General features: G+C 48.9%; 16 protein-coding genes. 10 read left to right on the forward strand and 6 right to left on the reverse strand.

Annotation, left to right across the window (positions count from 1 at the left end):
- Window positions 1-41: 41 nt before the first annotated feature.
- The 5 genes from ACLHR0_RS25345 to ACLHR0_RS25365 all read left to right on the forward strand — a co-directional run bounded on the left by ACLHR0_RS25345 (window position 42) and on the right by ACLHR0_RS25365 (window position 8,562).
- Window positions 42-2,378, forward strand: a complete 2,337-nt coding sequence (locus tag ACLHR0_RS25345) for a GAF domain-containing protein (RefSeq protein WP_436490405.1) — start codon at window positions 42-44, stop codon at window positions 2,376-2,378.
- 108 nt (window positions 2,379-2,486) lie between these two features.
- Window positions 2,487-3,905, forward strand: coding sequence for a phytoene desaturase family protein (locus tag ACLHR0_RS25350; protein ID WP_436490407.1), 1,419 nt, complete (start codon window positions 2,487-2,489; stop codon window positions 3,903-3,905).
- A 25-nt stretch (window positions 3,906-3,930) separates the two neighbouring features.
- Window positions 3,931-5,184: a YeiH family protein gene (locus tag ACLHR0_RS25355; protein WP_436490409.1), complete on the forward strand. Its 1,254-nt coding sequence runs from the start codon at window positions 3,931-3,933 to the stop codon at window positions 5,182-5,184.
- Window positions 5,185-5,220: 36 nt separating this feature from the next.
- Window positions 5,221-6,885, forward strand: a complete 1,665-nt coding sequence (locus ACLHR0_RS25360; protein WP_436490410.1) for a hypothetical protein — start codon at window positions 5,221-5,223, stop codon at window positions 6,883-6,885.
- A 27-nt stretch (window positions 6,886-6,912) separates the two neighbouring features.
- Window positions 6,913-8,562, forward strand: coding sequence for a hypothetical protein (locus ACLHR0_RS25365; protein ID WP_436490412.1), 1,650 nt, complete (start codon window positions 6,913-6,915; stop codon window positions 8,560-8,562).
- On the opposite strand, the gene ACLHR0_RS25370 is transcribed toward ACLHR0_RS25365, so the two are convergent.
- Complete coding sequence (locus tag ACLHR0_RS25370; protein ID WP_436490414.1) at window positions 8,559-11,057, reverse strand: Hsp70 family protein; 2,499 nt, start codon at window positions 11,055-11,057, stop codon at window positions 8,559-8,561. The genes ACLHR0_RS25365 and ACLHR0_RS25370 overlap by 4 nt on opposite strands.
- Before the next feature lie 4 nt (window positions 11,058-11,061).
- Window positions 11,062-11,385 (reverse strand): hypothetical protein, encoded by a 324-nt coding sequence (locus ACLHR0_RS25375; RefSeq protein WP_370908180.1) that lies wholly within the window; start codon window positions 11,383-11,385, stop codon window positions 11,062-11,064.
- A gap of 147 nt (window positions 11,386-11,532) precedes the next feature.
- On the opposite strand from ACLHR0_RS25375, the gene glgX reads away from it, so the two are divergent.
- A complete protein-coding gene (glgX, locus tag ACLHR0_RS25380) occupies window positions 11,533-13,656 on the forward strand; it encodes a glycogen debranching protein GlgX (RefSeq protein WP_436490416.1) in 2,124 nt (707 codons plus the stop codon).
- Here glgX and treY read toward each other — a convergent pair.
- The 4 genes from treY to ACLHR0_RS25400 are packed head-to-tail and all read right to left on the reverse strand — an operon-like array spanning window position 13,648 to window position 20,151.
- Entirely contained in the window at window positions 13,648-16,302 is a 2,655-nt protein-coding gene (gene treY, locus ACLHR0_RS25385; protein ID WP_436490418.1) for a malto-oligosyltrehalose synthase, read from the reverse strand. The genes glgX and treY overlap by 9 nt on opposite strands.
- Entirely contained in the window at window positions 16,292-18,106 is a 1,815-nt protein-coding gene (gene treZ / locus ACLHR0_RS25390; protein WP_436490420.1) for a malto-oligosyltrehalose trehalohydrolase, read from the reverse strand. The genes treY and treZ overlap by 11 nt, the downstream gene beginning before the upstream one ends.
- A 4-nt stretch (window positions 18,107-18,110) precedes the next feature.
- On the reverse strand, window positions 18,111-19,619 hold the full coding sequence (gene malQ, locus ACLHR0_RS25395) for a 4-alpha-glucanotransferase (protein ID WP_436490421.1): 1,509 nt from the start codon (window positions 19,617-19,619) through the stop codon (window positions 18,111-18,113).
- A gap of 22 nt (window positions 19,620-19,641) precedes the next feature.
- Window positions 19,642-20,151 carry a hypothetical protein gene (locus ACLHR0_RS25400; RefSeq protein ID WP_436490423.1) on the reverse strand — a complete coding sequence of 170 codons (510 nt, stop codon included), beginning with the start codon at window positions 20,149-20,151 and terminating at the stop codon, window positions 19,642-19,644.
- A 266-nt stretch (window positions 20,152-20,417) separates the two neighbouring features.
- On the opposite strand from ACLHR0_RS25400, the gene ligD reads away from it, so the two are divergent.
- The 4 genes from ligD to ACLHR0_RS25420 all read left to right on the forward strand — a co-directional run bounded on the left by ligD (window position 20,418) and on the right by ACLHR0_RS25420 (window position 26,001).
- On the forward strand, window positions 20,418-22,487 hold the full coding sequence (gene ligD, locus ACLHR0_RS25405) for a DNA ligase D (RefSeq protein ID WP_436490425.1): 2,070 nt from the start codon (window positions 20,418-20,420) through the stop codon (window positions 22,485-22,487).
- A 57-nt stretch (window positions 22,488-22,544) separates the two neighbouring features.
- Entirely contained in the window at window positions 22,545-24,260 is a 1,716-nt protein-coding gene (locus ACLHR0_RS25410; RefSeq protein WP_436490427.1) for a GMC oxidoreductase, read from the forward strand.
- A gap of 65 nt (window positions 24,261-24,325) precedes the next feature.
- Window positions 24,326-24,670: a hypothetical protein gene (locus tag ACLHR0_RS25415; protein WP_429050599.1), complete on the forward strand. Its 345-nt coding sequence runs from the start codon at window positions 24,326-24,328 to the stop codon at window positions 24,668-24,670.
- A 473-nt stretch (window positions 24,671-25,143) separates the two neighbouring features.
- Entirely contained in the window at window positions 25,144-26,001 is an 858-nt protein-coding gene (locus ACLHR0_RS25420) for a sugar phosphate isomerase/epimerase family protein (RefSeq protein ID WP_436490429.1), read from the forward strand.

The raw sequence follows: 26,001 nt of genomic DNA on the forward strand, positions 1-26,001 counted from the left end.
ATTTCCCCTACCTTTGATCCTGAAAAAGAATTTTCCCCTTTATGCAAACAACCATCTTGGATGTGTCAGGAAATAAGGCGCAGCCACTGGCCATAGATGCAGCCATTTCCTTTGAACCATTTATCGCCTATCTCAGGCAGCGGATCCACGAAGAACCCACCGTGAAAGCCCGGTTGTATAAAGAAGCGCTGGCCGCGTTTGAAGCATCGGATATTGGCCGGCGGGATATTCCCCTGGAAGAAACCCCTCAGTATTCCGGCCTGCTGGAATATGTATATGCCTGCCTTTCTCCGGCCATGAGCCCGGAATATCAGCTGGCCTGGGGACTCAGCTTCCCGTTCCTTCCCACTACTTTTTATGGTACAGACCTTATCTATCAACTGCTGGCAAATAATTCGCCGGAGTATAATTACGAAGTAACCCGCACACCGGCAGATTACCACCGGGAGCGCCTGCAGCTGGTGTATTCACTGATCCTGCAACGGCTGTATAATTTCCAGGCGCCGGTAAAAACGGAGCAACACCATGCAGGAGTAAATACAGCTACCGGTTTGCTGCAATATTATGCGGTGGCCATCAGCACCGACTTTGTTGACGTGACGGCGAAGGGTGAGCTGCCGGACATTGACTTTGTGCAGTTGTATACGCATTTTAGTGAAGGCGGTGGTGAAGAGATACTGGAAGATATGTTGCCGCTGGACCTGTTCAGCTTCCGTGGATTTTGTGTGATCACCGTAACAGATGTAACGGCGGAGAAAGCGGTGGAGAATATTGCCGGTATGCGGTTATCGCGTACTACATTGATTGATGAACAGAATTACGAACGGGTGATCTTATCGCTTAAATCGCTGGTGCGTGACAGCAGGATTGAATTCGACCTGTTTCCTTTCCTGCGCGTAAATGATAATCCCGTATATAGTTTTGAAAAAGGTGGAACGGGTGTATTGTTTGCCGTGTGGGGTGAAAGCCGCCTGTCGCCGGAAGAATTCAGCAGGAATGCGAAAGCCTTTATGTCGAAACCACTTTTCTTTTTTTCCGGGGATATCGTAAAAGAAACGCGGGAAGAATATTCCTTCCTGGAACATTTCCGTCAGCAGGGGGTAAAGTCGCTGGCTATTATGCCCATTTTCCATATGGGTGAACCGGTGGGGGCATTTGCGGCACATACCTGGAGCGATCATAGTTTTGACGAGAAAACGCTGTCGCTGCTGGAACCTGCCATAGGCGCAATAGGCCAGCTACTACAGATCTATATAGACGAATTTAACGGGGAGATAGAGCAGGTGATCAAAGAGAAATTTACTTCCATACAACCGGCCGTGCAGTGGAAATTTAATGAGGCAGCCTGGCATTACCTGTACAGGGTGAAAAAGAACCGGCCGGCTGTCATCACCAATATATTGTTTAAAGAAGTATACCCTTTGTATGGCGCCATTGATATCCGGAATTCTACTATAGAAAGAAATAAGGCCATCATCGCTGACCTGGACAGTCATTTAAGCATCCTTGCCAATACCCTGGACTTGCTGCGCAAGTACCAGCAGAATGACCTGCTGCAGGAAATGATCTATCATAGCCAGCGGTGGCAGCAGGCCCTGTTGCATCAACAGCTGAGCCCTTCCGATGAAAACGCGCTGAACAGGTTCCTGGAAGAGGAATCGGTGAATTACCTGCAACATATTGCGGCGCAATATCCTGATACCCGCGAAACGATTAACACCTGCCTGCAAAGCATGGCGGGTAATGTGAATAAAGATGCGCTGGAAACATCTATGCAGCTGATCACCCAGGCGGCAAACAACTACCTGGAGTCAGAGAAAGCCAAGTTGCAGGATTCTTATCCCTGTTATTTTGAAAAGTTCAGAACGGATGGCGTGGAGTATGATATTTACATTGGTCAGTCTATTGCACCGGCACGGCCTTTCAATCATTTCCATCTCAAAAACCTCCGGTTATGGCAGTTATCTTCCATGGTAGCCATCACCAAACTAACCCACTCGCTGATCGCCCAAATGGAGAAGGAGTTGTTTACCACCCAGCTTATTTTTGTGCATAACCATCCTATCGATATCAGCTTCCGGGCAGATGAACGGAAGTTTGATGTGGAGGGCGCGTATAATATCCGTTACCAGATGATCAAGAAGCGGATTGATAAAGTACATATCCGGAATACCGAAGAACGGTTAACCCAGCCCGATAAAATTGCGTTGATCTATTCCGACAAAGACGACGTAGATGATTATCTGCCGTTTATCCGCTATTTACAGGAAACCGGTGTGCTGCAGCCGGAGCTGGAGGAACTGGAACTGGAAGACCTGCAGGGCCTCAGCGGTTTGAAAGCGCTGCGCCTGGGCGTGGTGGTGGAAGACGCGAAATAAAATATTATCTTTCTCAAAAATAATTTGCATTCCCGTTAATAGTATACTAAGTTTGTAGACTAATAAATCAGCGCGGGGGTAGTACCTCTCAACCGCGGTAAGCAGCTCATGAAGAAAAAAGATTACGATGTAATAGTGGTAGGGTCCGGACCCAATGGCTTATCTGCCGCCATCAGGCTGCAACAGCAAGGGGTATCGGTATTACTGCTGGAAGCAAAGGACGTCATTGGCGGGGGCATGCGTACTGCCGAGCTTACGTTGCCGGGGTTTTACCACGACGTATGTTCTGCGGTGCACCCGATGGCGATGGGGTCTCCTTTTTTTTCCAAATTGCCGCTGGCAGATTACGGTTTGGAGTTCGCCTATTCCCCGCTGGAAGCGGCCCACCCGTTTGACGATGGTACTGCAGCCTTCCTGGCCCGCTCGCTGGACGATACCGCCCGTGCGCTGGGAGCAGATGAAAAAGTGTACCGGGAACTGATAAAACCGGTGGCCGACAATTGGGAGGCGGTGGCGGAAGATAGCCTGGGACCCTTTTCGTTTCCGCGGCATCCATTGATCATGGCCCGTTTTGGGTTGAATGCGCTGCGCTCAGCATCGGCTGTTGCCAACAGGTTTTCCACTACGGCAGCCAGGGGCTTATGGGCCGGCATGACGGCACACTCCATACAACCCTTAACCAATGTGGCTTCTGCGGCCATCGGCATCGTATTGTCGGCGGTAGGCCACCGCTATGGATGGCCGGTTCCCAAAGGCGGTTCACAGGCCATTGGCAATGCCCTGGCCCAATACTTTGTTTCGTTAGGCGGAAAAATTCAAACAGGCGTGCACGTTAGTTCACTGTCGCAATTGCCGTCGCATCACGCAGTGGTGTTTGATCTCACGCCAAAACAACTGCTCACTATTGCCGGTGATCAGTTTTCACCATTCTATAAACGGCAGCTGTCGCGCTATCGTTACGGTCCGGGCGTGTTTAAAATGGACTGGGCGCTGAGCGGTCCCATTCCTTTTACAGCGCCGGAATGCAGGCAGGCCATCACGGTACACCTGGGAGGCACCTTTGAGGAAATTGCTTTCTCGGAGCAACAGGCATACGATGGTAAGATCTGTAAGGCGCCTTTTGTATTGTTATCGCAGCAAAGCCTGTTTGATGAAAGGGCGCCCGCCGGAAAGCATACAGCATGGGCGTATTGTCACGTGCCCAACGGCAGCGATGCGGATATGACCCAGATCATTGAGCAGCAGATAGAACGCTTTGCACCGGGATTCCGCGACCTGATCCTGGCAAAACATACCATGAATGCACAACAGATGGAAATATATAATCCAAACTATGTAGGCGGCGATATCAACGGCGGCATCATCGACATCAGGCAGTTGTACACGCGCCCTGCCTGCCGCATTTCACCTTACCGGACTTCTGCCCAAGGAATCTATATCTGTTCCTCTGCCACACCGCCGGGGGGCGGCGTTCATGGCATGTGCGGCTACCATGCTGCCAACACTGTGCTGAAAGATTTTTTTTAAACCGTCACTATCTTAATGAATAAATATGCCTGGAGTTAAGTCTTATTTACAGGAAGATTGGGCCATTGTCGTACTAGGGTTCCTGATCATCCTGCTTTCGCTGGCCGGAGTACATGTTGCTTTACCGGATTACAAATGGAGCACCGCCGGTGACCTTACCACGAAGGTGCTGACCGGCGCCAACTTTTTAAAGATCGGCGCACAGTTTATTTACGTGTTGCTGGTGGCCCTGCTCGGGTCCTTTCTTACCGGCAGATCACTAAAAAATACCCTGCTGGTATTCCCGGCAGTGTTTATATTAACCACATTGGCGCTGATTGTAGCGGGTAATGCCGCGTTGAATGAACTGGGACTGGAAGCGGTAATTTTCAGCCTCATCATCGGGTTGCTGATCGGTAACCTGTTTAAACTGCCTGCCTGGTTCCGGGAATCCCTTACGTCGGAGTTTTTTGTGAAGATAGGGCTGGTATTGCTCGGCACCACCGTTATTTTTTCAGATGTGCTGAAAGCCGGTTCCCTTGGACTGATACAGGCATTGGTGGTCGTTATTTCTGTTTGGTATTTTTCCTATTGGGTATGTAAGCAACTGAAAATAGATAAAGAGCTGACCATGATGTTGTCCAGCGCGGTGTCTATTTGCGGGGTGTCTGCCGCCATCGCTACTTCCGGCGCTATTAAAGGCGATTCAAAGAAGTTATCGCTGGTGATCTCACTGGTATTGATCACCGCCATCCCGATGATGATCTTTATGCCGATGATTGCCCATCATTTCCAGTTCCCCGAAGAAGTAACAGGGGCCTGGCTGGGCGGTAGTATAGATACTACCGGGGCAGTGGTAGCATCCGGATCGCTGGTAGGTGAAACTGCACTGAAGATCAGCACCATTGTGAAGTTTTCGCAGAATGTGTTACTGGGTATTGCCGCTTTTGCGATTTCCGTATACTGGACGTATACCAAACATCCGAATGCGGCCGATAAGGAGCAAAAGCCCACGCTGAAAGTGATCTGGGACAGGTTTCCAAAATTTGTGATCGGCTTTATCATCGCGTCGCTGGTATTCTCCTTTTTGTTGTCGCCCGCTGCTATTGCGCCGGTGAAAGGATCGCTGAAAAGTTTACAGGGACTGTGGTTTGCGCTGGCATTTACCAGTATCGGGCTGGAAACAAATTTCAAGGACCTGATCGGCACAGAAAGCAGGAAACCGGTATATGCATTCCTGATAGCCCAAACGTTTAACGTAATTGTTACACTGATACTGGCTTACCTGCTGTTTTCCTGAACCGGCTGATTACTTTTTTTAGTATTTTGCCGGTATATGAAATACCTGAATCCCTTTGCTTTCCTGGAGAAGATGAATGGCGGACCCGTATCAACGGAGGATACTGCTGCGATATCCCTTCTCCGGAAAAAAATGATGGCAGAGCTGGAATTATCGGAAGAAAAGGTATTACGGGCAGGAGCGCAATGGTTCAGCAAAAACAACCTGCTGCTTTTTTTTGATGAACTGCAGTCGCCCGGCAAATTACACTTACATCAACAGATCAGGGATGATAACGTCCTGTTGGTTTTCCTGGAAACAGGTAAGCTGACAGGATTTTTTAATCATAACCCGCTTTACAATACGCCTGCCTTCCTCACTTTTATAGCGCCGTTTTATGAGCCCGTGTTTACCACTGCGGTACTCGATAGCCTGAAACAACAGCAGGCGCCGGTAGTAGAGCAACTGTATGCGAACCCGCTGCTAATGGACGGCGAACACCAGCACCGGAGTTATGATAAAATATTCCGGGCATTACAGGAATCCTATAAAATACTGGAAGCAGCAGAACAACGCAGGACGGCGGATCCCCGCTCGGGGTGGAAGGACGCAGCGCCGTATGTGAATTTGCAACAGGTACAGGTGTTGAATGCATTGCCGGAAATTTTCCAGGAGTTCAGAAACGACTCTGGTATCCTCATGATCAACTTCGCACTGGCGCTGGATGGTACCCGTGAAAATAAAAAAGCGCTGGAAATCCTGTATGCCGTAAAAGCGTTGAAATGCGGCGCGTATGTGAGAGAAGAAACAGTCAAATATTTACAGCAACTGGAAGAAAAAGCTGCCAGCCGCAAATCATTGCTGGGCAGGTTTTTCGGGAGAGAGTATAAAACGAAACAACAACGCCGGAAACTGCTCCGCGATACTTTGCTGAAAGGAGGGATTGCGCTGGTAATTATTACGGCCATCATCATCGGTGCGCGCTTTGAACAGGAACAGGTACCCCGTATAAAGGTCCGGGAAAGTGCGAACAGCATTTTTACCGGCGCCCGCACATCGCTGACTATGCAGTATCTTTTATCACAGTTACTGATGGACAATGAAAAGCGTGCGAAGAAGCTATTGGAAGGTACCAGGCTGCCAGTTCCTGCCACAGGCGCAGATGTGTATGGCGCCGATTTTATGAAAGCCGTACGGATGCAGGGAGATTACGGCGCCGGCTTTGTGCGTCCGCCTTTTGGCCGGTCGAGGAAGTGGGCGCCGGAAGACAGCTCCCGGAACGATGCCGCGCACCGGCAAAGTATGCAGGTAATTAACCGCCAGGATGGAGCGCTGATTACAATGGTGCAAACGCCCGACTCTTTTTACTCGTGTTACATAGCGCCGTTCGACAGCGCCTTTGTGCCCCTGCCGCTTTCCATAAGCAGGGTATACTTTTATGCCGGCACAGGCTGGGACCCGGAATGGAAGGCGGAGTATGCAATGGACTACGTACCATCTTATCGTGCTAAAGGTTTTTTTCTTATGCCTGTTTATGATGCGCTCTCATTCCTGAAAACCTCCTGCCTGCAGCTCAACCTGGATAGCAGCTACTGGCAGCACTCCAACCGTTATATCCCGGTAGAAGTTTTCTTATCCGAAAAGAACCAACTGCAACAGCAACTGCAACTCCGGCAGCTGACCAATAATTTCAACGGCGTAGACCTGATTCCGATGGAGTAGCCGCTTTTTTATTTATTTTGCTTTCTTATGAAATATGTGAATCCCCTTAGTTTCCTGGAAGCCGTTCATGGTGGACCCGTAGATACCGGGAACAGTGCTGCGTTATCCCTTCTCCGGAAAAAAATGCTGGCAGAACTGGAACTGTCCGATGATAAGCAACTTAAAGTAAATGATTGGGTATTCAATAAGCACCAGCTCCTGCAGTTTTTTGACCAGCTGTCGGCAGGCAATGAGCTGCGCTATCATGCGCAGATCGCCGCCGACCCCGTACTGCTGCATTTCCTGGAAACGGGTGATATCACCGGCCGGTTTGCCAATAACCCGCTTTACGAAGAACATGCGTTTCTGAAATTTATCTCTCCTTATTATGAACCGCTGTTTACAAATGCGGTACTGGATAGTTTGAAACATCAGCGGCTGCAAAATACCTCCCATCTTTTTGCCAATCCCTGGCTGCTGGATGGGGAACATACTACTACCAGTTATGGGCGGATATTCCGTTATCTGAGAGTGCTGGAAGAACAGGTGAAAATTGTTATTACTAAGCTCAGAGCGGCGGAGGTGATTCCATGGAAAGAGTTATCAGTTTTTGCTAACATTACGCTCATACAGCAACTAAATGTGCTGCCGCGTGAGTTTCATGAGTTTAGAAGTGACTATGGTATTTGTTTAATAAACCTGGGCCTGGCTACCTACCGGGATGATTTTAAAAATGGAATGTCTGCACTTGAACTCGTGGGAAAGCTGCATACTACGACCTATGTACAGGAGGAAAAGGAGCGTTGGAGACTGAAGATGAAAGGCTACAGGAAAGAGCAGCGGGCAAACAGATCGCTTGCGCAGTGGGTAGGACATTTTATAGGCCCGCTTAAACCGCGATGGATAAGTGAGGAAGGTGCAGGAACGTTAATTCTTCTCATATCGGCTTTAGTGTTTTTCAGCATGATGTCCAGGATAATAACAAAGAAGCCACAGCCGAAGGCAACTACCGAGGTCGTGTATTTTACTCATGACCCCACTTATCAACCTGTAAAATATCTCCTGGCTAATTTACAAATGGACGCGGCATATACGTTGAACAAGTATGCTGGTAAAATGCCGGAAACAGGCGACGATGTATACGGCCCTGATTTAATGGCGGCGTTGAAAGTACCCTTCAGGAAAACCACCGATACCACTGTATCGGAGACGGCGGAAGAGCAGCTGACGGATAGTAAGCCGGGAGGAACGGAGTCCACTCCGAAAGCAAAATCGGCTCCGCGGCAAAGCCTGCATCTCTATAACCGGTTAATAGCCCCGGCAATCGCCATGATTCAGACACCGGACAGTTTTTATTCCTGCTATATCGCCCCTGGCGACAGTGCTTTTGTGCCGTTACAGCTCACGATTAACCAGCTGTACGTATATGTTGGACAAAACTGGGATGGAAGTATGGAGGCAAGGGGAGCAATGGACGATATCCGTGCTTACCGGGTCAAAGGTTTTTTTATTCTGCCTTATAAAAATTCCAAAGACTTCCTCAAAGAAAGCAGCCTTATTTTCAAACTGGATCCCAATTACTGGGCCACTTCCAACCGGAATATCCCTATTGAAATCGGGCTCACAGACAGTACCAGTCTCCACTTCAACCTGCTGGAAAATAATGCCGCAGGCATAGAGCTGGAAATCGCCAATTAGCCGATCCCGGTTCCTTTCAGCTGATCGGCTTCTTTTTTGGTATCCGGCATGAGGTTGTACAGTTGATTCACCGCTACTTTCAGTTCTTCATAATTTTTCCGTTCCAGCGCTCTTTCTCCGATTTCCTTGAAACGGGCAGCTGTTTGCGGGTCAGTATAATCTTCTGTACTTACATTGGCATAGTAATAATACGCATTGATCCAGGTTTCGGGTTTATTGCGTCTTATTTCCCAGGTGAGGTCATTCAGCTCATCAATTTTTGCTTTGATTGCATAGTAGCTTTGTGAAGAAAGACAGGCGCTTTCATCGGCAATGACCTTTTCAAAACGGAGCATGCGGGCGCTGTCTTCTTCTTCCCGGATATTATACAAACAATATTCTTTCCGTTTAAAATAGAGTTCGGTAATTTCCACGATCAGCTGGTCTTTCCCGGTGCTGTCGAGGTGTTGCGCGAGTTTACGTTTCTTTTCTTCCAGCTGATATTTTTCATCGGTCACATCGTCTGTGCTGAGCAGTTCCAGGCGGTTGCTGATATGATCAAGATCCACCATGATATCTTGTACCGTGGCAGCCAGTTCATATTGCTGGCTTCTCCTGAATGATTTTATTTTTTCAGATGCACTCAGGCGCAGCTGCCGGATATCGTCGAGCAGTTTACCAGTGTTTATTTTCCTGACCATCGGGTTGAATACTTCGGAGAATTCCTGTTCGTTCATGAGCAATACTGCTTTCACGGACAGGTCCCTGCTTTCGCTGATCTGCAAAGTAATTTCCACATCGGAGCCTTTTACAAGGTCGGTGATGAGGTCTGTGCTTTTTATTTCAATCATGCCGAGAGGGATACAACTGCCCGGGATGGCATAGCGACTGCCTTCCAGTACGTTGATCAGCAGGCTGTCCTGGCTGGTGCGCAGGATGGTTTTCATCACTTCTTTGATGATTGTTTTCCTCAGCGGGAGGATGGCGTTCTTTTCAAAGATAAGTTCCAGCTTGGTCGTATTATTTTCCAGGTCATCTATTTCAATGCAGATATCGTTGGGCAGTGGCTGACCATGAATGTTGAACTTGCCCTGGGAAATAGCGATCACCGGTGCCTGTACCGGCAGTTCGTTGTGGGCGGCATCGAATACCAGGATATTAAATGCGTTGCTGGTATTTTCAGCCAGCAGCAACATTTCGGATATGCGTTCCTGCAGCGGTTTGATGCCGCTGTCGTAGCCGCCGTCGGTACGCACAATGCGATAGCTTAGTCCGGCTACAGGACCGGTTACGATGGCAGTGAAATATTCTTCTTTATCGGCAGTGTTTTTCTGGTAGGCAGTTTTAAACCGGATGTCCGGTATGCCTGCTGCCAAAGGTTTGCTGGCTGCGGATTTGGACGGGGTAATTGTTTTGGTACCGGCATACCATGCTGCGCCTGCGGCTACAGCAGTGGTAGGATCTACGCTGCAATTAACCGGGATGCCCAGTTGTGCGGTAACCAGGTTTTTTACCAGCGGGATGTAGGTACTGCCGCCGATCATCACTACTTCTTTGATATCGGCAGCGGTGAGGTGGTTACGGTCGATGATCCTTTTTACCAGATCAACGGAATATTGTATGCGGTCGTATATAACGGTTTCAAATTGTTCGCGGGTGATGGTGAGATAAATATCCTGTGTCTGTCCGCCGGCATCAGTGATCTCGAATTCTATTTCTGCAGAAGAACTGGCGGTGAGCTGCACTTTTACTTCTTCTGCCTTTTTAAGCAGGATATGATACAGGGTATTGTATTTACCGCGTGCGCTGCGCATCTCGTTGAGCAGGTCGGGGAAGGCGTGTTGTTGTTGCAGGGCAGGGATCACCAGTTGCTCTATGATGGCGATGTCGAAGTCAACGCCGCCAAGATAGTTATCTCCTTCATGATCGGTAACACGCATTTCACCATCCACAATTTTCACGAGGGCCACGTCGAAAGTGCCACCGCCAAGATCATACACCAGCCATTGGCCCTGCAGGGAGGTAGCGTTGGCCTGTTTGTTGGCAAAAGCCAGGCTGGCGGCAATGGGCTCCTGCAACAGCAGTACTTCACTGAAGCCCGCATCGTTGCCGGCTTTCTTGGTAGCGTTCGACTGGATCGTGTCAAAAGAAGCGGGGATCGTGATGATCACTGCTTCCGGTTTTTCACCGGTATAGATAAAGTTTTTGAGTTCGCGGAGTACCAGGGCAGAGAGTTCTACCGGTGTTTTAAAATCGCTGGTATTGGGCACAAAAAAAGATTCCGATGTTCCCATTTTTCTTTTGAAAGAAGAAAATACATTTTCCGGATCTTTCTCTATTAGTTCACGGGCTTTGTCGCCAACAATGATCCTGTCTTTCCGGAAGGCCACCACCGAAGGCAGTGTTTCTTTCTGGCCAAACGGGTTTTTGAAGATTTCCACGGCGCCGTTCTGGAACCTGGCGATCAGGGAGTTGGTGGTGCCCAGGTCGATACCGAAATTAATTTGGTTGTTCATAGGTTTATTTTGCGGCGGCAATGACTACCCCTTTTTGTAAAATGGACTTTTGTCCCCCGGCAGTATAATATACAACAGGTTTGATCACATTTACTATTTCCATGTCCGGCGACATATCACCGGTGATACTGGCTTCGTAATCCACCCGTGTTTCCCGGTACGGTTCACCCAATGGATTAAGAATGGTATATCCGGCTTCTTCAAAATGCTGTTTGATCCGGTCTATATTACGTTGCAGGGATAGCAGCTCCGGTTTGGTACTTGTTTTCTTGTCCAGTTCAAAAACCTGGTTAATGATCCGGATATGCAGGGTAGATAGTGGGTCCATTATTCAAATGCTGGTCTAAGCAAATATATGGATAATTTAATCTGTTTACAGGGGCGGTCAAGGAAAACGTTTCCTATGTATGGCATCGGCTTTGATGAGAGGAAGTTCCTGCTGAATAACTATATTCTAAAAGTAGTAACCTGATATATGGAAACAACAACATATCCCGGAAGCCCTTTCCCGTTGGGCGCCACCTGGGACGGCCAGGGCGTAAACTTTGCGTTGTATGCAGAAAATGCTACCCGGGTGGAGCTGTGCCTGTTTAATGATCCTGCAGGAAGCGCATACGATACTGTCCGTCTTTCGGACCGCAGCAGTAATGTATGGCATGTCTATCTCCCTGGTGCGAAGCCTGGTCTTTTATACGGCTACCGGGTACATGGCCCGTATGAACCGGCAGAAGGACACCGCTTTAACCCCAATAAGCTGCTGATAGATCCCTATGCGAAAGCGGTGAGCGGAACTATCAACTGGCATAATTCGCTGTTCGGATATGAACCGGGGCATCCGGATGAAGACCTGAGCTACAGTGAAACAGACAGCGCACCTTTTGTTCCCAAAAGTGTGGTGATAGATCAACAGTTTAACTGGGGCGGTGACAAGCCGCCTAAAACTCCTTATCAGCAAAGCATTATTTATGAAACGCATGTAAAGGGTTTCACCAAACTGCATCCCGGTATTCCGGATGAAATACGCGGCACTTACAGGGGCATGGCGCATCCGGCCACCATTGATTATATAAAGCAGCTGGGCGTTACCGCGGTGGAGTTGATGCCGGTACATCATTTTGTGGCCGACCGTTACCTGGTAGATAAAGGATTAACGAATTACTGGGGATATAACAGCATTGGTTTTTTTGCGCCGGATGCACGATATGCCGCTTCCGGCTGTTGTGGTGAACAGGTCACGGAATTTAAGGAGATGGTAAAAGCGCTGCATGCCGCCGGTATTGAGGTAATACTGGACGTGGTATACAACCACACCGCCGAGGGCAATCACCTGGGACCCACCCTTTCCTTCAAAGGCGTGGACAACGCGGTGTATTACCGCCTTACAGAAGATAAAAGGTATTACATGGATTATACCGGTACCGGCAATACGTTGAATGCACGGTTGCCGAATGTACTGCGCCTGATCATGGACAGCCTGCGTTACTGGATTACAGACATGCATGTGGATGGTTTTCGCTTCGACCTGGCAGCTACGCTGGCGCGTGAGCTGCATGAAGTAGACCGGCTCAGCGCCTTCTTCGACATCATCCACCAGGACCCGGTTATTTCACAGGTAAAGCTTATTGCGGAACCCTGGGATGTGGGCGAAGGCGGCTACCAGGTAGGTAAGTTTCCGCCCGGCTGGGCAGAGTGGAACGGCAAATACCGCGACAGTATCCGTGATTACTGGCGGGGAGCCGACAGCACGCTCGCGGAATTTGCTTCCCGGATCACCGGCAGTGCGGATCTTTATAAAGAAGATTATCGCCGCCCCACTGCCAGCGTTAATTTCATTACCGCGCATGATGGATTCACCTTGCACGACCTGGTATCTTATAATGAGAAACATAATGAAGCCAACGGGGAAGACAATAAAGACGGAGAAAGTCATAACCGCTCCTGGAACTGCGGCAATGAAGGACCCTCGCATGATCCGCTGGTGAATACATTACGACTCCGGCAAAAAAGAAACTTCATCGCCACCCTGTTCTTATCACAAGGCGTTCCGATGTTGCTGGCCGGCGACGAAGCAGGAAGAACACAGCAGGGAAACAATAATGCCTATTGCCAGGATAATGAAGTGAGCTGGCTGAACTGGGCAGGCATAGATGAAGAACTACTTGCCTTTACAAAAAAGATGATTGCGCTTCGCCGGCAGCACCCGGTATTCTGCCGCAAGCGCTGGTTCCGGGGCGAGCCGGTGGAGAGTGTGGGCGTAGAGGATATCGCCTGGTTCCTGCCGGAAGGTACGCCTATGTCTGAAGAGCACTGGGATACCGACTTTGCCCGTTCCCTGGGTGTTTATCTCAATGGACTCAGTTTACGCACCCGCGATGAAAAAGGAAACAAAATCCTGGACGACAGCTTTTATATCATCTTTAACGCACATCATGATGAACTGGGTTTTCAGCTACCGCCGGCAGCATATGGCGACCGCTGGAAGATGGTGGTGAACACTGCCACCAATGAGGAAGGCGATGAATATACCGCCGGCAGCCAGTTGATGGCAGCGGGCAGATCGCTTATTTTATTAATGAAGGAAGAAGATAAATCAGCCTGATACCATTTCCAGCAGGGCAACCGGGAAGCGATCCAATAATGCCAGCGGAAGCTTCCCGTTTTCTGTTGTTATCCTTTCTCCCGTAAATATATTACGCCATTGCTGTGGCATATTGTTATCCAGCACCAACCACCGCTGGCCCATATTATTATCCGCATTTAATAGCGGCGCTATTACCAGGCAGATATCCTGTTCATGTTGCCGGGCATAGGCTATCAGCGGATCCTGGTCGCCGCTGAGCGGGAGATAGTCGCCTTGCTGAAAAAGTGCAGCATGTGCTTTCCTGAATTGTAAAGCTTTGGCAGCAACAAATAATTTCTCCCAGGCAAAGTGGCGGTTTTCCTTCAGCAGTTTTATTAACGCGGCCGGATCATCTTCTTCCAGCTGCTGCATCAGTGACAGCATATTGATGCGGTTGAGATAATTTACCGGGCGGCGGTTATCGGGATCTACAAAGCTGAAGTCCCACAGTTCGCAGCCCTGGTAGATATCCGGTATGCCCGGCGCCGTAATTTTCAGCAGCAGCTGGCTGAGTGAATATATAGGCGCATGCTGGTTGATCTTTTCCATAAAAATGCGGAGGCTTTCCAGGAAGCCATGATCCGGGGAAAACAACCGTTGGATAAAATGCAGGCAGCTGTTTTCATAAGCTTCGTCCGGCGCAGTCCAGTTGCTGTGTTCTTTTGATTCGCGCAGCGCTTTGATGAGATAATCGGAAAGCCGTGTGATAAAATCTTCTCCGGGATCATTGTTTTCAGGAAAGCCTGCGATGATGGATTGGTAGATGAAGTATTCATCATTTTGCGCCGGTGCGGTTTCTTCGCGGAAAATGCTGTTCATGGCATGCCATTGCTGTACCTGCTGAATCCAAAGGTCGGGAAGCAGGGTGAGTACATTTAAGCGGATGCGCGCATCTTCGCCACGTTTGGTGTCGTGCGTGGCAGTAGCATTCAGTGATCCCGGAAATAATTCCTGCCGTTTGATACTGCGTTCGTGAAAAGTCGCCGGTGTGCATTTATAACCTGCGGGTGAATCTCCTACTTCGTTGTGCGAAAGCAGGGCATTATACACATAAAATACGGTGTCTTCCACGCCCTTTGCGGTGAGCGGGCCGGTAAACTGCATCAGTCTTTTTAAAAACTTTAAAGCAACAGCAGGTTTTTCGAAATCTTCCTCCCACCAGGAGCGGATCAGGGTAAACTCCTCTGTTAATGCAGGCACACGTTGTGCGGCAGCGGTAAGCGCTTCTTCAAGAATATGTATGTCGTTTTCAGGCAGTGGCCATATTTCAGGATAAACACGGTATACAGGCATGCATACCATCCATAATCCCAGCGCCGCTTTCAGCTTCTGGCGGTCGGTGTTTTTTGGCGCCAGCTGGTATTGGAACAACAGGTGCACCAGGTTATCCCATTCGGCGCTGAGTTGTGTTTGCAGGATCATTGTTTTTTTATTCTGCACCAGCTGACGGTATTTGGCGAGTCCGGGGAACAGGGCCCGGTAAAAGCGGCTGATCTTTTCATCGCCCCAGTGATTGGTGAGCAGGTGATTTACATCCGACAAAAATTCATAGCCGGTGGCGCCATCCAGGTGCCAGTTCTCCGGCAATGACTCTCCTTCTGCCAGGATCTTTTCTGCTATAATGTAACAGTTGTCCCCAAAGCGTTCGCGGAGCCTGCGTACATACATAGCCGGTTCCATCAGGCCGTCGATATGATCGATGCGTAGTCCCTGGATAAGACCTTCCTGGTATAGCTCGTGCAGGAATTTGTGCCAGGTGTCAAATACCTGTTTGTCTTCCATCCGCAGGGTGAGGAGTCCATTTACGGTAAAGAAGCGGCGGTAGTTGATCCGTTGCTCCACTTCGCGCCAGTAGGTAAAAAGATAGTATTGTTGTTCCAGCAACAGGGTGAGCAGCGCTTCGTGGTTGTTCACCTGTTCCAGGAATGTGTTGAGTATGGTTGTTTGCAGCAAACCGGTAAACAGCCGTTGCTTCTGTGCAGACCAATCTTCCGGCGATAATGGCAGCCGGCTGTTTTGTTTGAGGGTAAGCAGGCATTCGTATATCTGCGGATGTAAATCGTCGAAGGCATCGAGGAGAATATCATAGGCGGTAGCCGACAGCGGGAATTGCAGTCCGCCGGTATCGAATTTAAAACCTTCCGTATCAGCTGTAAAGGCGATCTGTTTTTCAGTGATGGCCTGCGGCAATGGCCGGTCGAGGAAAGGAACCATCAGCCGGCCGTGGAGTTGCGGATCGCGGTACTCCCAATCGATATCAAAGAAATGATACCAGGGGGAGGAAGGGCCTCTTTCCAATGTATCCATCAGCCAGGCATTGCCGGGATGCAGCGCCATGTGATTGGGTACAATGTCCTGTATCCAGGTCATGCCGCGTTGTTTGAGTGCAGCGCTGATCCTGCGGAGGTCGTCCAGTGTGCCAATGGCAGGGTTGATGCGGTGGGGATGAATGCCATCGTATCCGTGTAAACTGCCGGGTACTGCATCGAATATGGGAGATGCATAAATGGTGGTGATGCCCAGTTGTTGCAGGTAGTCGAGTATTTCTTCCAGGTGTGCAAAGGTAAATGCATCATTGAACTGTATGCGGTACGTGGAAAGAGGGTAAGTAGTATCAGTTTTCATAAGCAATTATTTCATAAACAACAGCAGATAAAGGTGGTATTACCAGTTGGTTTTCGTTTTCAGCTGGAGGTAATGTACCTGGTCCGTTGAACCGCGTACTGGCAGAATCAAATATCTGCCGCAGTTTGCCGTGGGTGGTGTAGGGTACTGTTTGCGTATTGGAATCGAAATTAAATATGATCAGCAGCGTATCAGCGTTCATGCGGCGCTCCAGTATCAGCAGGCGTTCATTTTCTGCACGATGCACACGGGTGCCTTCCCGGGCGGTGTTGTAAAGAGCCGGTTGTTGTTTACGCAGCGCCAGCAATGCTTTATAGCAGTTGAGCAGGGCCGTGTTGTTATCACCAGTGGTATTCCAGCTTAATTTACTTCGCTGAAAAGTAGCAGCGTCCTGTGGATCGGGCGCTTCGCCGGCGTGTGCAAATTCCCGCTGCCGTCCTTCCTTTACTGCCTTCATGAGTGCGGGGTCTGTATGAGAGGTGAAAAACAGGAACGGATTTTTTTCTCCATATTCTTCTCCCATAAATAATAAGGGAATAAAGGGAGATAATATGACGGTGGCAGCAGCCAGTTTGAGCGCTTCAAACGGAACCAGTGACGACAGCCGTTCACCCAGCATCCTGTTGCCGGTTTGGTCGTGGTTTTGTGAAAAAACAACGAACTGGTGGAACGGGTTACCGGAAGGTTCCCTGCCGAATTTCCTTTTGCGGTGAACGGAATACTGGCCGGTATAAACGTAGGCGTTTTCAAAGGAGCGGGCGAGATGTGACACGGCGCCAAAGTCTTCGTAATATCCTTGCTGCTCACCGGTTAGGAGGCTATGCAAGGCATGATGGAATTCATCCACCCACTGCGCATCAAGGCCGTAACCTCCTGCTGATGCGGAGTTGATAAAGCGTGGATCGTTGAGGTCTATTTCACCGATCAGCACTTTCCGCTTGCCGGTGCGCTCCTGCAGGTCTTTTACGGCTGCCGACAGCTCTTCTGTGAAATGCACAGCGCTGTTGTCGGAGAACGCGTGCACCGCATCGAGACGGAGGCCATCGATATGAAACTCCTCCAGCCACATTAAGGCGTTTTGTATATAAAAGTTACGGACGCCATCGCACCAGGGGCCGTCGAAGTTAACGGCATCGCCCCAGGGTGTTTTATACTTATCGGTGAACCAGGGCGCGAAGTCGGAGAAGTAGTTGCCTTCCGGGCCCTGGTGATTATATACCACATCCAGGATCACAGCGATGTCCAATGCATGGGCTGCATTAACAAGCGTTTTCAGTTCATCCGGTGTGCCATAGCTGTTGTGTACCGCGAACGGATATACGCCGTCGTATCCCCAGTTGCGGTTACCCGGAAATTGCGCGATGGGCATTATTTCAATGGCTGTAATGCCAAGTTCTTTCAGGTAATGCAGGTGTTGGATGATGCCCCGGAAGTTGCCTCCGGCAGAGAATGTGCCTGTATGTATTTCATAGATGATCATTTTTTCGGGGTCAATACCGGTCCAGTGATCATCTGTAAATGTGAACGACGTTTCAGGAATAACGGATGGGCCGTGTACGCCTTCCGGCTGCCAGCGGGAAGCCGGGTCGGGGCGTTGCAGCTGGTTATCCAGCAGGTAGGTGTACCGTGTTCCGGGGCGTATGTCCGTTAGCGTTAGTTCCCAATATCCTTCCGCTGAACGTTCCATTGGTAAGAGGCGGTCGTGCAGTTGCAACGCCACTTCCTTACGGAAAGGCGCCCACAGCCGGAAGGTGGTAGCTCCATCTGCGTTGGTGAATATTCCTGCCAAATCGTATCTGTTCATAAAATTACCGGTTATACAGCTGTGTCCATTTTTTTAATCTTGTGATGGTCTTTTTGTCGAACTGCCCCGGCAGCATTCGCCATGCCCAATGTTGCCCTTCTGCTGCGGGTTTGTTCATTCTGGCGGCAGCGCCGAGCCCAAGTACATCCTGCATGGGCAGTATGGCATTGGCCGCAACAGAAGCATATATCATGCGGGCAGGCAGGAGGTGTTTTTTCTTTTTACCGGGCGTAATGCCGGCGTATTGTTTCAGGCGATTGCATGCAGCCGGCGATGCCTCTTCTTCTATCCATCCGGCAATGGTATTGTTATCGTGTGTGCCGGTATATGCGTAGCAGTTTTGCGGATAGTGATGGGGGATATGCACACTTACGGGCATATCATCGCCGAAGGCGAACTGTAATACTTTCATACCTGGTAACCGGAACTGGTCCCGGAGGTCTGTCACCGCTTTATCGATGTCGCCGAGGTCTTCTGCTACAAAAGGATTGCCGGGAAAAGTGCTGATCATGGCTTTCAGCAGGTCGCCACCCGGACCTGGTTGCCATTCGCCGGTTTTTGCAGTGGGCGCCGTGGCGGGCACCTGCCAGAAAGCGGCAAAGGCGCGGAAGTGGTCGAGCCGGAGAAGGTCGAACCAATGCATGTTCCGTTTAATCCTTTGCATCCACCAGTCGTAGCCGGTACTTTTAAGTTGTGGCCAGTGATAGATGGGCATATTCCACCGTTGCCCGTTTTCGTTAAAATAATCCGGCGGTACGCCCGCTACGCTGGTCATGTTACCTTTATCGTCCAGCAGGAAAAGTTCGCGGTGGCTCCATACATCTGCTGCCGCGTGGCTGATATAAAAAGGCAGGTCTCCGAACAATTGAATGTTCCGCTGGTGGCAATATGTTTTCAGTTGCTGCCACTGCCGGTCGAAGATGAACTGCCACCACTGTTCCTTTAAACTGATGGCGGCGTATTCAGTGCTGAGACGGGCATCTTTCTTACGGTCGGGCGCATCCCATTCCTGCCAGGGTTTGCCGCCGTATTTGACAGACAGCGCTTTGTGCGTGGCATAACTTTTCAGCCATGCTGCCTCACGATTGCAGAAGGCGTCAAAGTCGGCCGCTATTGCAGGATAAACGCCGTTGCTGTAATTTAACCAGGCCGATTCCAGGATGGCCATTTTATACCGCGCGGCCACATTGAAATCCACCGTATCTGCCGAAGGCAAAGTAAATTTTACCAACATCTCTTTATCCAGCAATCCGTCTTCCATCAGCAATTCCGGGCTGATCAGCAAAATGTTTCCCGCCATAGCGGATAACGCACTGTACGGGGATGCATTGGAAATATCAACAGGATTTACAGGCAGCACCTGCCATATCTGCTGGCCACTGTTGTGCAGCTGGTCAGCAAACTTCCGTGCAGCAGGCCCCATATCTCCTATTCCAAAAGGGCCGGGCAATGAAGTAATATGCAGGAGTATCCCTGCCTTCCTTGCTATATTGCCGGAAGGTTGTAACGCCATATGTTGTATTTAAAATAACGGATCAGGCAGATAATCGACGGGGCGCTTCCTGTGTTGTTTGATTTCCGTGCATCATTTCCTTTATCAGTGAAGCCACGTTGCTCAGCACCGGAACAGGTTCTGAGATAACTGTCCTGCTGTAATCCTTTTCAAAGATGATTTTCAGTGCATCTCTTAAACAATAAATATCAGACTGCTTGGGCAAACAGTCCGAGAAGCCATGCGTGCTGAGGTTATCAAGGGGTAGCTGCTCTGCGGCCGCTGCAAAATGTATCACAGGTACAGTGGCCAGCCTTTTTAACCTGCGGATTTGCTGAATAAACAAGGCAGCATGTGCAACTGGTACCCCCGAACTAATAAATATATAATCGGGGACGAAACCGGGTTGTAGTTTCAGATAGGCAAGCGCCTCAAAGGTGTTGTCCTGGCAAACACAGGCCTGGTTAACTTTCAGCAGGTCTAAGGACAGGTAAAACTGGATGCGTTGATCTGCTTTTTCTTCAACGAGAAGGCTGGTAATTTTCTTTTTCATACGACACAATATTGGGATCTGGTTACATTTTAATCCGGAAACAAATCAGGTGCCGGATGATGATATGATTATAAAATGGCTGTGGTGGCCGGTTATCGGGATCTGTCTTTTTTTATAAGTGGGGATAATATCACTCAATTGTGTAATAATGCCGCAGTGGGTAAACAGCCTGAAGGATTTGTTACAGGCTCATCTGGCGCGGTTATCACGCAGGCTTCGCTTTTATTAACGGTTACTTTTGGCATAAGAATTACTATTAAGAAAGTATGCGAACATCAACGGTTAAAAAGAAAAGATCTTCTCCCCCGGCAAAGGCCGGCAAGGTGTCCGGAAAACTGCAAACACTATTCCGGAAGTATGGTTTTACAGATGCACCGGAGAAGCCTTTCCCCAAAACAGTGAAGCCTATGCTGGCAACGCTGGTAGACCAGCCCCCCGGTGGAGAAGGCTGGCTGTACGAAGTCAAATGGGATGGTTACCGTGCTGTTGCCTTATGTAAAAATGGTGACGTAAACCTGATATCAAGGAATAACAAATCTTTTAATGATAAATTTTATCCTGTTCACCAGGCATTGCTGCAGTTGAATAAAAATGCAGTGATTGATGGTGAAATTTGTGTACTCAATGAAAAGGGAATCGCTCATTTTGGCGCGCTGCAAAACTGGCGGAGCGAGGCGGATGGGGAACTGATCTATTATATTTTTGACCTGTTATGGTACGACGGAAAGGATCTTACCGGCTTGCCGCTTACCAGCAGAAGGGGGCTGCTGGAGGCCCTTATCCCGGGAACAGACATCATTCGTTACAGCGAATCTTTTAGTACGTCCGCCACTGATCTCCTGGCAGCTACAAAGAAAATGGGAATGGAAGGGATTATGGCGAAGAAAGCAGACAGTTTTTATATCCAGGACAGGAGCAGGGACTGGCTAAAAATAAAATCCAATAAAAGGCACGAAGTAGTGATCGGCGGGTTTACTAATAACGAAGGTTCTCCCAAAGCATTCAGCTCCCTGCTGGTAGGCGTGTATGAAAACGGGAAGCTGCGGTATACCGGTAAAATCGGCACCGGGTTTAATACCAGGCAGCAGCAAGAATTGATGCAGCGCTTTCAGCCATTGAAAATAAAGAAATGTCCTTTTATAGAAACGCCTGATGTAAACCAGCCTTCCCGCTTCCGGCCAAACCCGCCGGTGGCAACCGCTACCTGGTTGAAGCCCGAATTGGTTTGTGAAGTGAGCTATGCAGAAATCACGGGCGACGGCGTCATGCGGCATCCAAGCTTTGAAGGCATGCGGACCGACAAGCCAGCCAAGGCTGTTACCGCCGAAGAACCCGCTGAATTAGTGGATATACTCCCTCAAAAAGAAAAGACGAAAACCGTGCGGTTAACCAAACCGGTTGGTACGCGCAGCCGCAAATCGTTGTTGAATCCAACAGAGGCAACACAGGTAAAACAGGTGAGCCAGCATCAGTTGAAGTTCAGTAACCTTGGAAAAAAATTCTGGCCTAAAGAAGGATACACTAAACGGGATATGCTGAATTACTATTACCAGATGGCGCCTTACATCCTTCCTTATCTTCAACACCGCCCCCAGTCGCTTAACCGTTTTCCCAATGGTATAGAAGGTAAAAGTTTTTATCAGAAAGATGTGACCGCTGTAGCGCCTGAATGGGTCAAACAATTTCCCTACCGCACCAGCGAAGGGGAAGACAAAAATTTCCTGGTAGTAGAAGATGAAGCCAGTTTACTCTGGATGGCTAACCTTGGAGCCATTGAAATGAATCCCTGGAACAGCACCATTCATAACCCGGATAATCCCGACTGGTGTCTGATTGACCTGGATCCCGATAAGGGTAATACTTTCGCGCAGGTGATTCAAACTGCGCAGGTGGTGCATGAGGTACTGGAGGGATTAGGAATTAAAAGTTATCCTAAAACTTCCGGCTCTACGGGCATTCACATTTATATTCCCCTGAACGCAAAATATTCCTATGATCAGTGCCAGCTTTTCGGAAAGCTGGTTGCCACCAAAGCACAGGAGCAGTTGCCAACGTTTACCAGTATTGAGCGGATGACCCGCAACCGGAAGGGAAAGATCTACATCGATTATTTGCAGAACCGGCCCAAGGCTACGCTTGCCGCACCTTATTCATTGCGGCCCAAGCCAGGAGCCACGGTTTCCATGCCCCTGTATTGGGAGGAAGTGCGGAAAGGATTAAAGATGACCGATTTTACCATTGAGAACGCATTGGCACGTGTCAAATCGGAAGGGGATCTTTTTAAACCGGTATTGGGAAGGGGGATTAATCTGGAACGGTTGCTGAAAAAATTTTAGGTGACGCGGATAGCCCGTGTTTCCCTATTTTAGCAATTCATTTCCACAATCCATGTTATGAAAGAGCGTTCCTTCTTCATCAATGCAACAGGCATTCAGCAAAATACATTTGACGCTATTGTGATCGGCTCGGGGATCAGCGGCGGGTGGGCTGCGAAAGAGTTATGTGAACAGGGATTAAAAACGCTGGTGCTCGAGCGGGGAAAAAATGTGGAGCATGTAAAAGATTATCCGACTGCGACTAAAGCGCCGTGGGAATTTAAGCATCGCGGGCAAATGACGAAGGAGTTTTTACAGGAGAATCCTTTGATCTCAAAGACTGCGGGGTTTGGAGAAGATACTGCACATTTTTTTATCAAAGATAAAGATCATCCTTACATACAGGAAAAGCCATTTGATTGGATACGCGGCTACCAGGTAGGAGGGAAGTCGCTCACCTGGGGACGTGCCTGCCAGCGTTGGAGTGACTTTGAATTTACGGCCCCCGAGCGGTATGGATATGGCCCCGGCTGGCCCATTAATTATGAAACGGTTGCGCCCTGGTATTCGCATGTTGAAAAGTTCATTGGCGTATGCGGTACCCGAGATGGCATTGAAGCCATGCCGGATGGCGAATTTCTGCCGCCATTTGATCTTAACTGCGCAGAAGCAGCGATACAGCAAAAGATCCATGCAAATTACAAAGACCGTCACCTTGTACATGCAAGGTGGGCGCATCTTACCGAGCCGAAAGAAATACATTTCCAGCAGGGCCGTGTAAAATGCCAGGCCAGGAATTTATGTATGCGGGGATGTCCTTTCGGCGGCTACTTCAGCTCCGTTTCCTCTACACTGCCGTGGGCAAAGAAAACCGGGAACCTTACGATACGGCCTTTTTCTGTTGTGCATTCCATCATTTACGACGAACAAAAAGGCAAAGCCACGGGTGTGCGGGTAATTGATACCAACACAAAACAGGTCACCGATTTTTTTGCACGGATCATTTTTGTAAATGCCTCGGCGCTGAACAGCAACCTGGTGTTGCTCAACTCTACCAGCCGTCGTTTCCCTGACGGTCTTGGTAACGACAGCGGGTTGCTGGGTAAGTATGTAGCGTTTCATAATTACAGGGCGTCGGTGAGTGCCGGTATAGAAGGAATGGATGATCAATACTACTATGGGCGTAATCCTACGGAGCCTATCATTGCCAACTACCGGAACCTGCACCGCCAGGACACTGATTATGTAGGTGGGTTCACCACTTTTATGGGCGCGCATCGCGGGCGGGGAAACGGGGAGGGCATAGGCGCTGCGTGTAAGGAAGCATTATCCGAACCGGGCGCCTGGAGCACTTATATGTATATGCAGGGAGAAACTATTCAGAAAGCAACCAACCTGGTGAGATTAAGTACCGATCAAAAGGATCAGTGGGGCATACCATTGTTGGTGATGTCTGTTGATTATGATGATAACGACGAAAAGATGATCCGTGACTTCCTGACGCAAAGTGCAGAGATGCTGGAGAAGGCAGGTTGTAAAAATATTCAGCAGCATGATAACAAGCAGGCCCCGGGTCTGGACATACACGAAATGGGAGGTTGCCGCATGGGGAAAGATGCCCGTACTTCGTTGCTGAACGAATGGAACCAGCTGCATCATTGTAAAAATGTATTTGTAACAGATGGCGCTGCCATGGCGAGTACCGGCAATCAAAGCCCTTCGCTTTTATATATGGCGCTCACGGCAAGGGCTGCGAGCTATGCGGTGAGTGAAATGAAGAAGGGAAATTTGTAACAACCGTTTTTTTATTGAGGGTTTGTCGGAATTTATAGTTATATTAATATAGAAAATATAAAAAGATGAAAATTGCCGCCTCAAAAATACTTCCTTCCATTAACGAATTAGCGGAGACTTTAAAGCAAAAGTTTTCCGACAGGTATTCATATGAACTATTTGATTTCGGTAACAAGCAAAGTATTTTTGTGGAGAAGTCTGCTTTTGTATCGATCCAGGTAACAAGAGAAGAAAATGAAATTATGATAGAGAGAATTGCAAAACCATCTATTTTCACGGCGGTTTTCTTTTTAGTGGATCTTATTGTTACGGGTAGCGGCAATGTATTGTACCGGCTTTCGCCATTCCATTCAGAACAGCAAAAACTCGAACAGGAATTAAGTGCCTTTTTAAAAAAGGAATATAATTAGTCAGCACTTCTTTCTGCTTTTCCTTCCCATATAAATTCAAAAATTACCTTTTATTTCGTCAGGCTATCCCGATGAACGCAGAATACAGGCTATGATTTGTCAATCGCTGGGTACCTACCAGTGTTTTACCAATCATAGCCTGTGTTGTTTTTCGGCGGGTAAAAAGGGGAGATAGTGCATGGGGAGTGCATGCTTAGTGCATGAGGAGTGCATGGGGAGTGCATGCGAACAGTATTAGTACTGTATGGATGATCCATGGTATACCCATGGATGAGGCAACTCAGAAGTATCGGTGAAGTAGTCACGGCACGACCGGGAAGCGTGTTTTTAGCTACTGTGTCCCTGGTTCACGGCCAGGTCCAGGCGAACCATATAGCCCTCCATTTTCCCGCCCCCGTCTTTTTGTTTTGTTTTTCCGGAATTAGATATTATCTTAAAGCTGTTCCTTTTTCCACATAAACTTACCAGACGTTATGAAAACTTGGTTGCTACTCCTTTTAGCCGTTGTCTTCTCCCCGTTTTTGCAATCGAATGCACAGTCGTTGCCTGCCATCGGCATCTGTTCTTCTTTTTCCAACGACAGTCTCGCTGCTGCCAACGGGTTTACTTTCATGGAAGAAACCGTGCGGAAGATCCTTTCACCTGCACTGAGCGAGGCCCAGTTCAGGGAACAGCTGCATGCCATCCGCAGCAGTAAATGCAAGATCCAGAGTTGTAACGTATTTATTCCCGGAACCATGAAACTAACCGGCAACGAAGTAGACGAAGCTAAAGTGCTGGGGTATGTGGACTCCGTGATGCAACGGGCAAAAATCGCCGGAATAAAGATCATTGTACTGGGCAGCGGGGAAGCCAGGAAAATACCGGAGGGCGCAGACCGGGCCAAATGTAAACAACAATTCATTCAACTGTGCCGTAAAATGGCAGTGGTGGCGGGAAAATATAACGTGACCATTGCTATGGAAAACCTCAATTCCACCGAGACTAATTTTGTGAATACCCTGTCAGAAGGCAATGAGATTGTTACCGCCATACAACATCCTAACTTCCGGCTTACGGCAGATATCTATCATATGCTTAAAGAGCATGAATCTCCTGCCAGCATCGAAAATGCCAAAGCAGTACTGGTACATTGCCATATCGCGGAAAGGGATAAACGTACACCTCCCGGTGTAGCCGGCGACGATTTCCGGCCCTATTTTGCCGCCCTGCATAAAATCGGATATACCGGTCATATTATGATGGAATGCCGCTGGGACGACCCTGCTACGCAGTACAAACCAGCCTTCGACTACCTCGAAGGACAACTGAAAGAAGCTTACGCCAAATAA

Source organism: Chitinophaga sp. ARDCPP14, from assembly GCF_051362515.1.
Lineage (GTDB): Bacteria > Bacteroidota > Bacteroidia > Chitinophagales > Chitinophagaceae > Chitinophaga.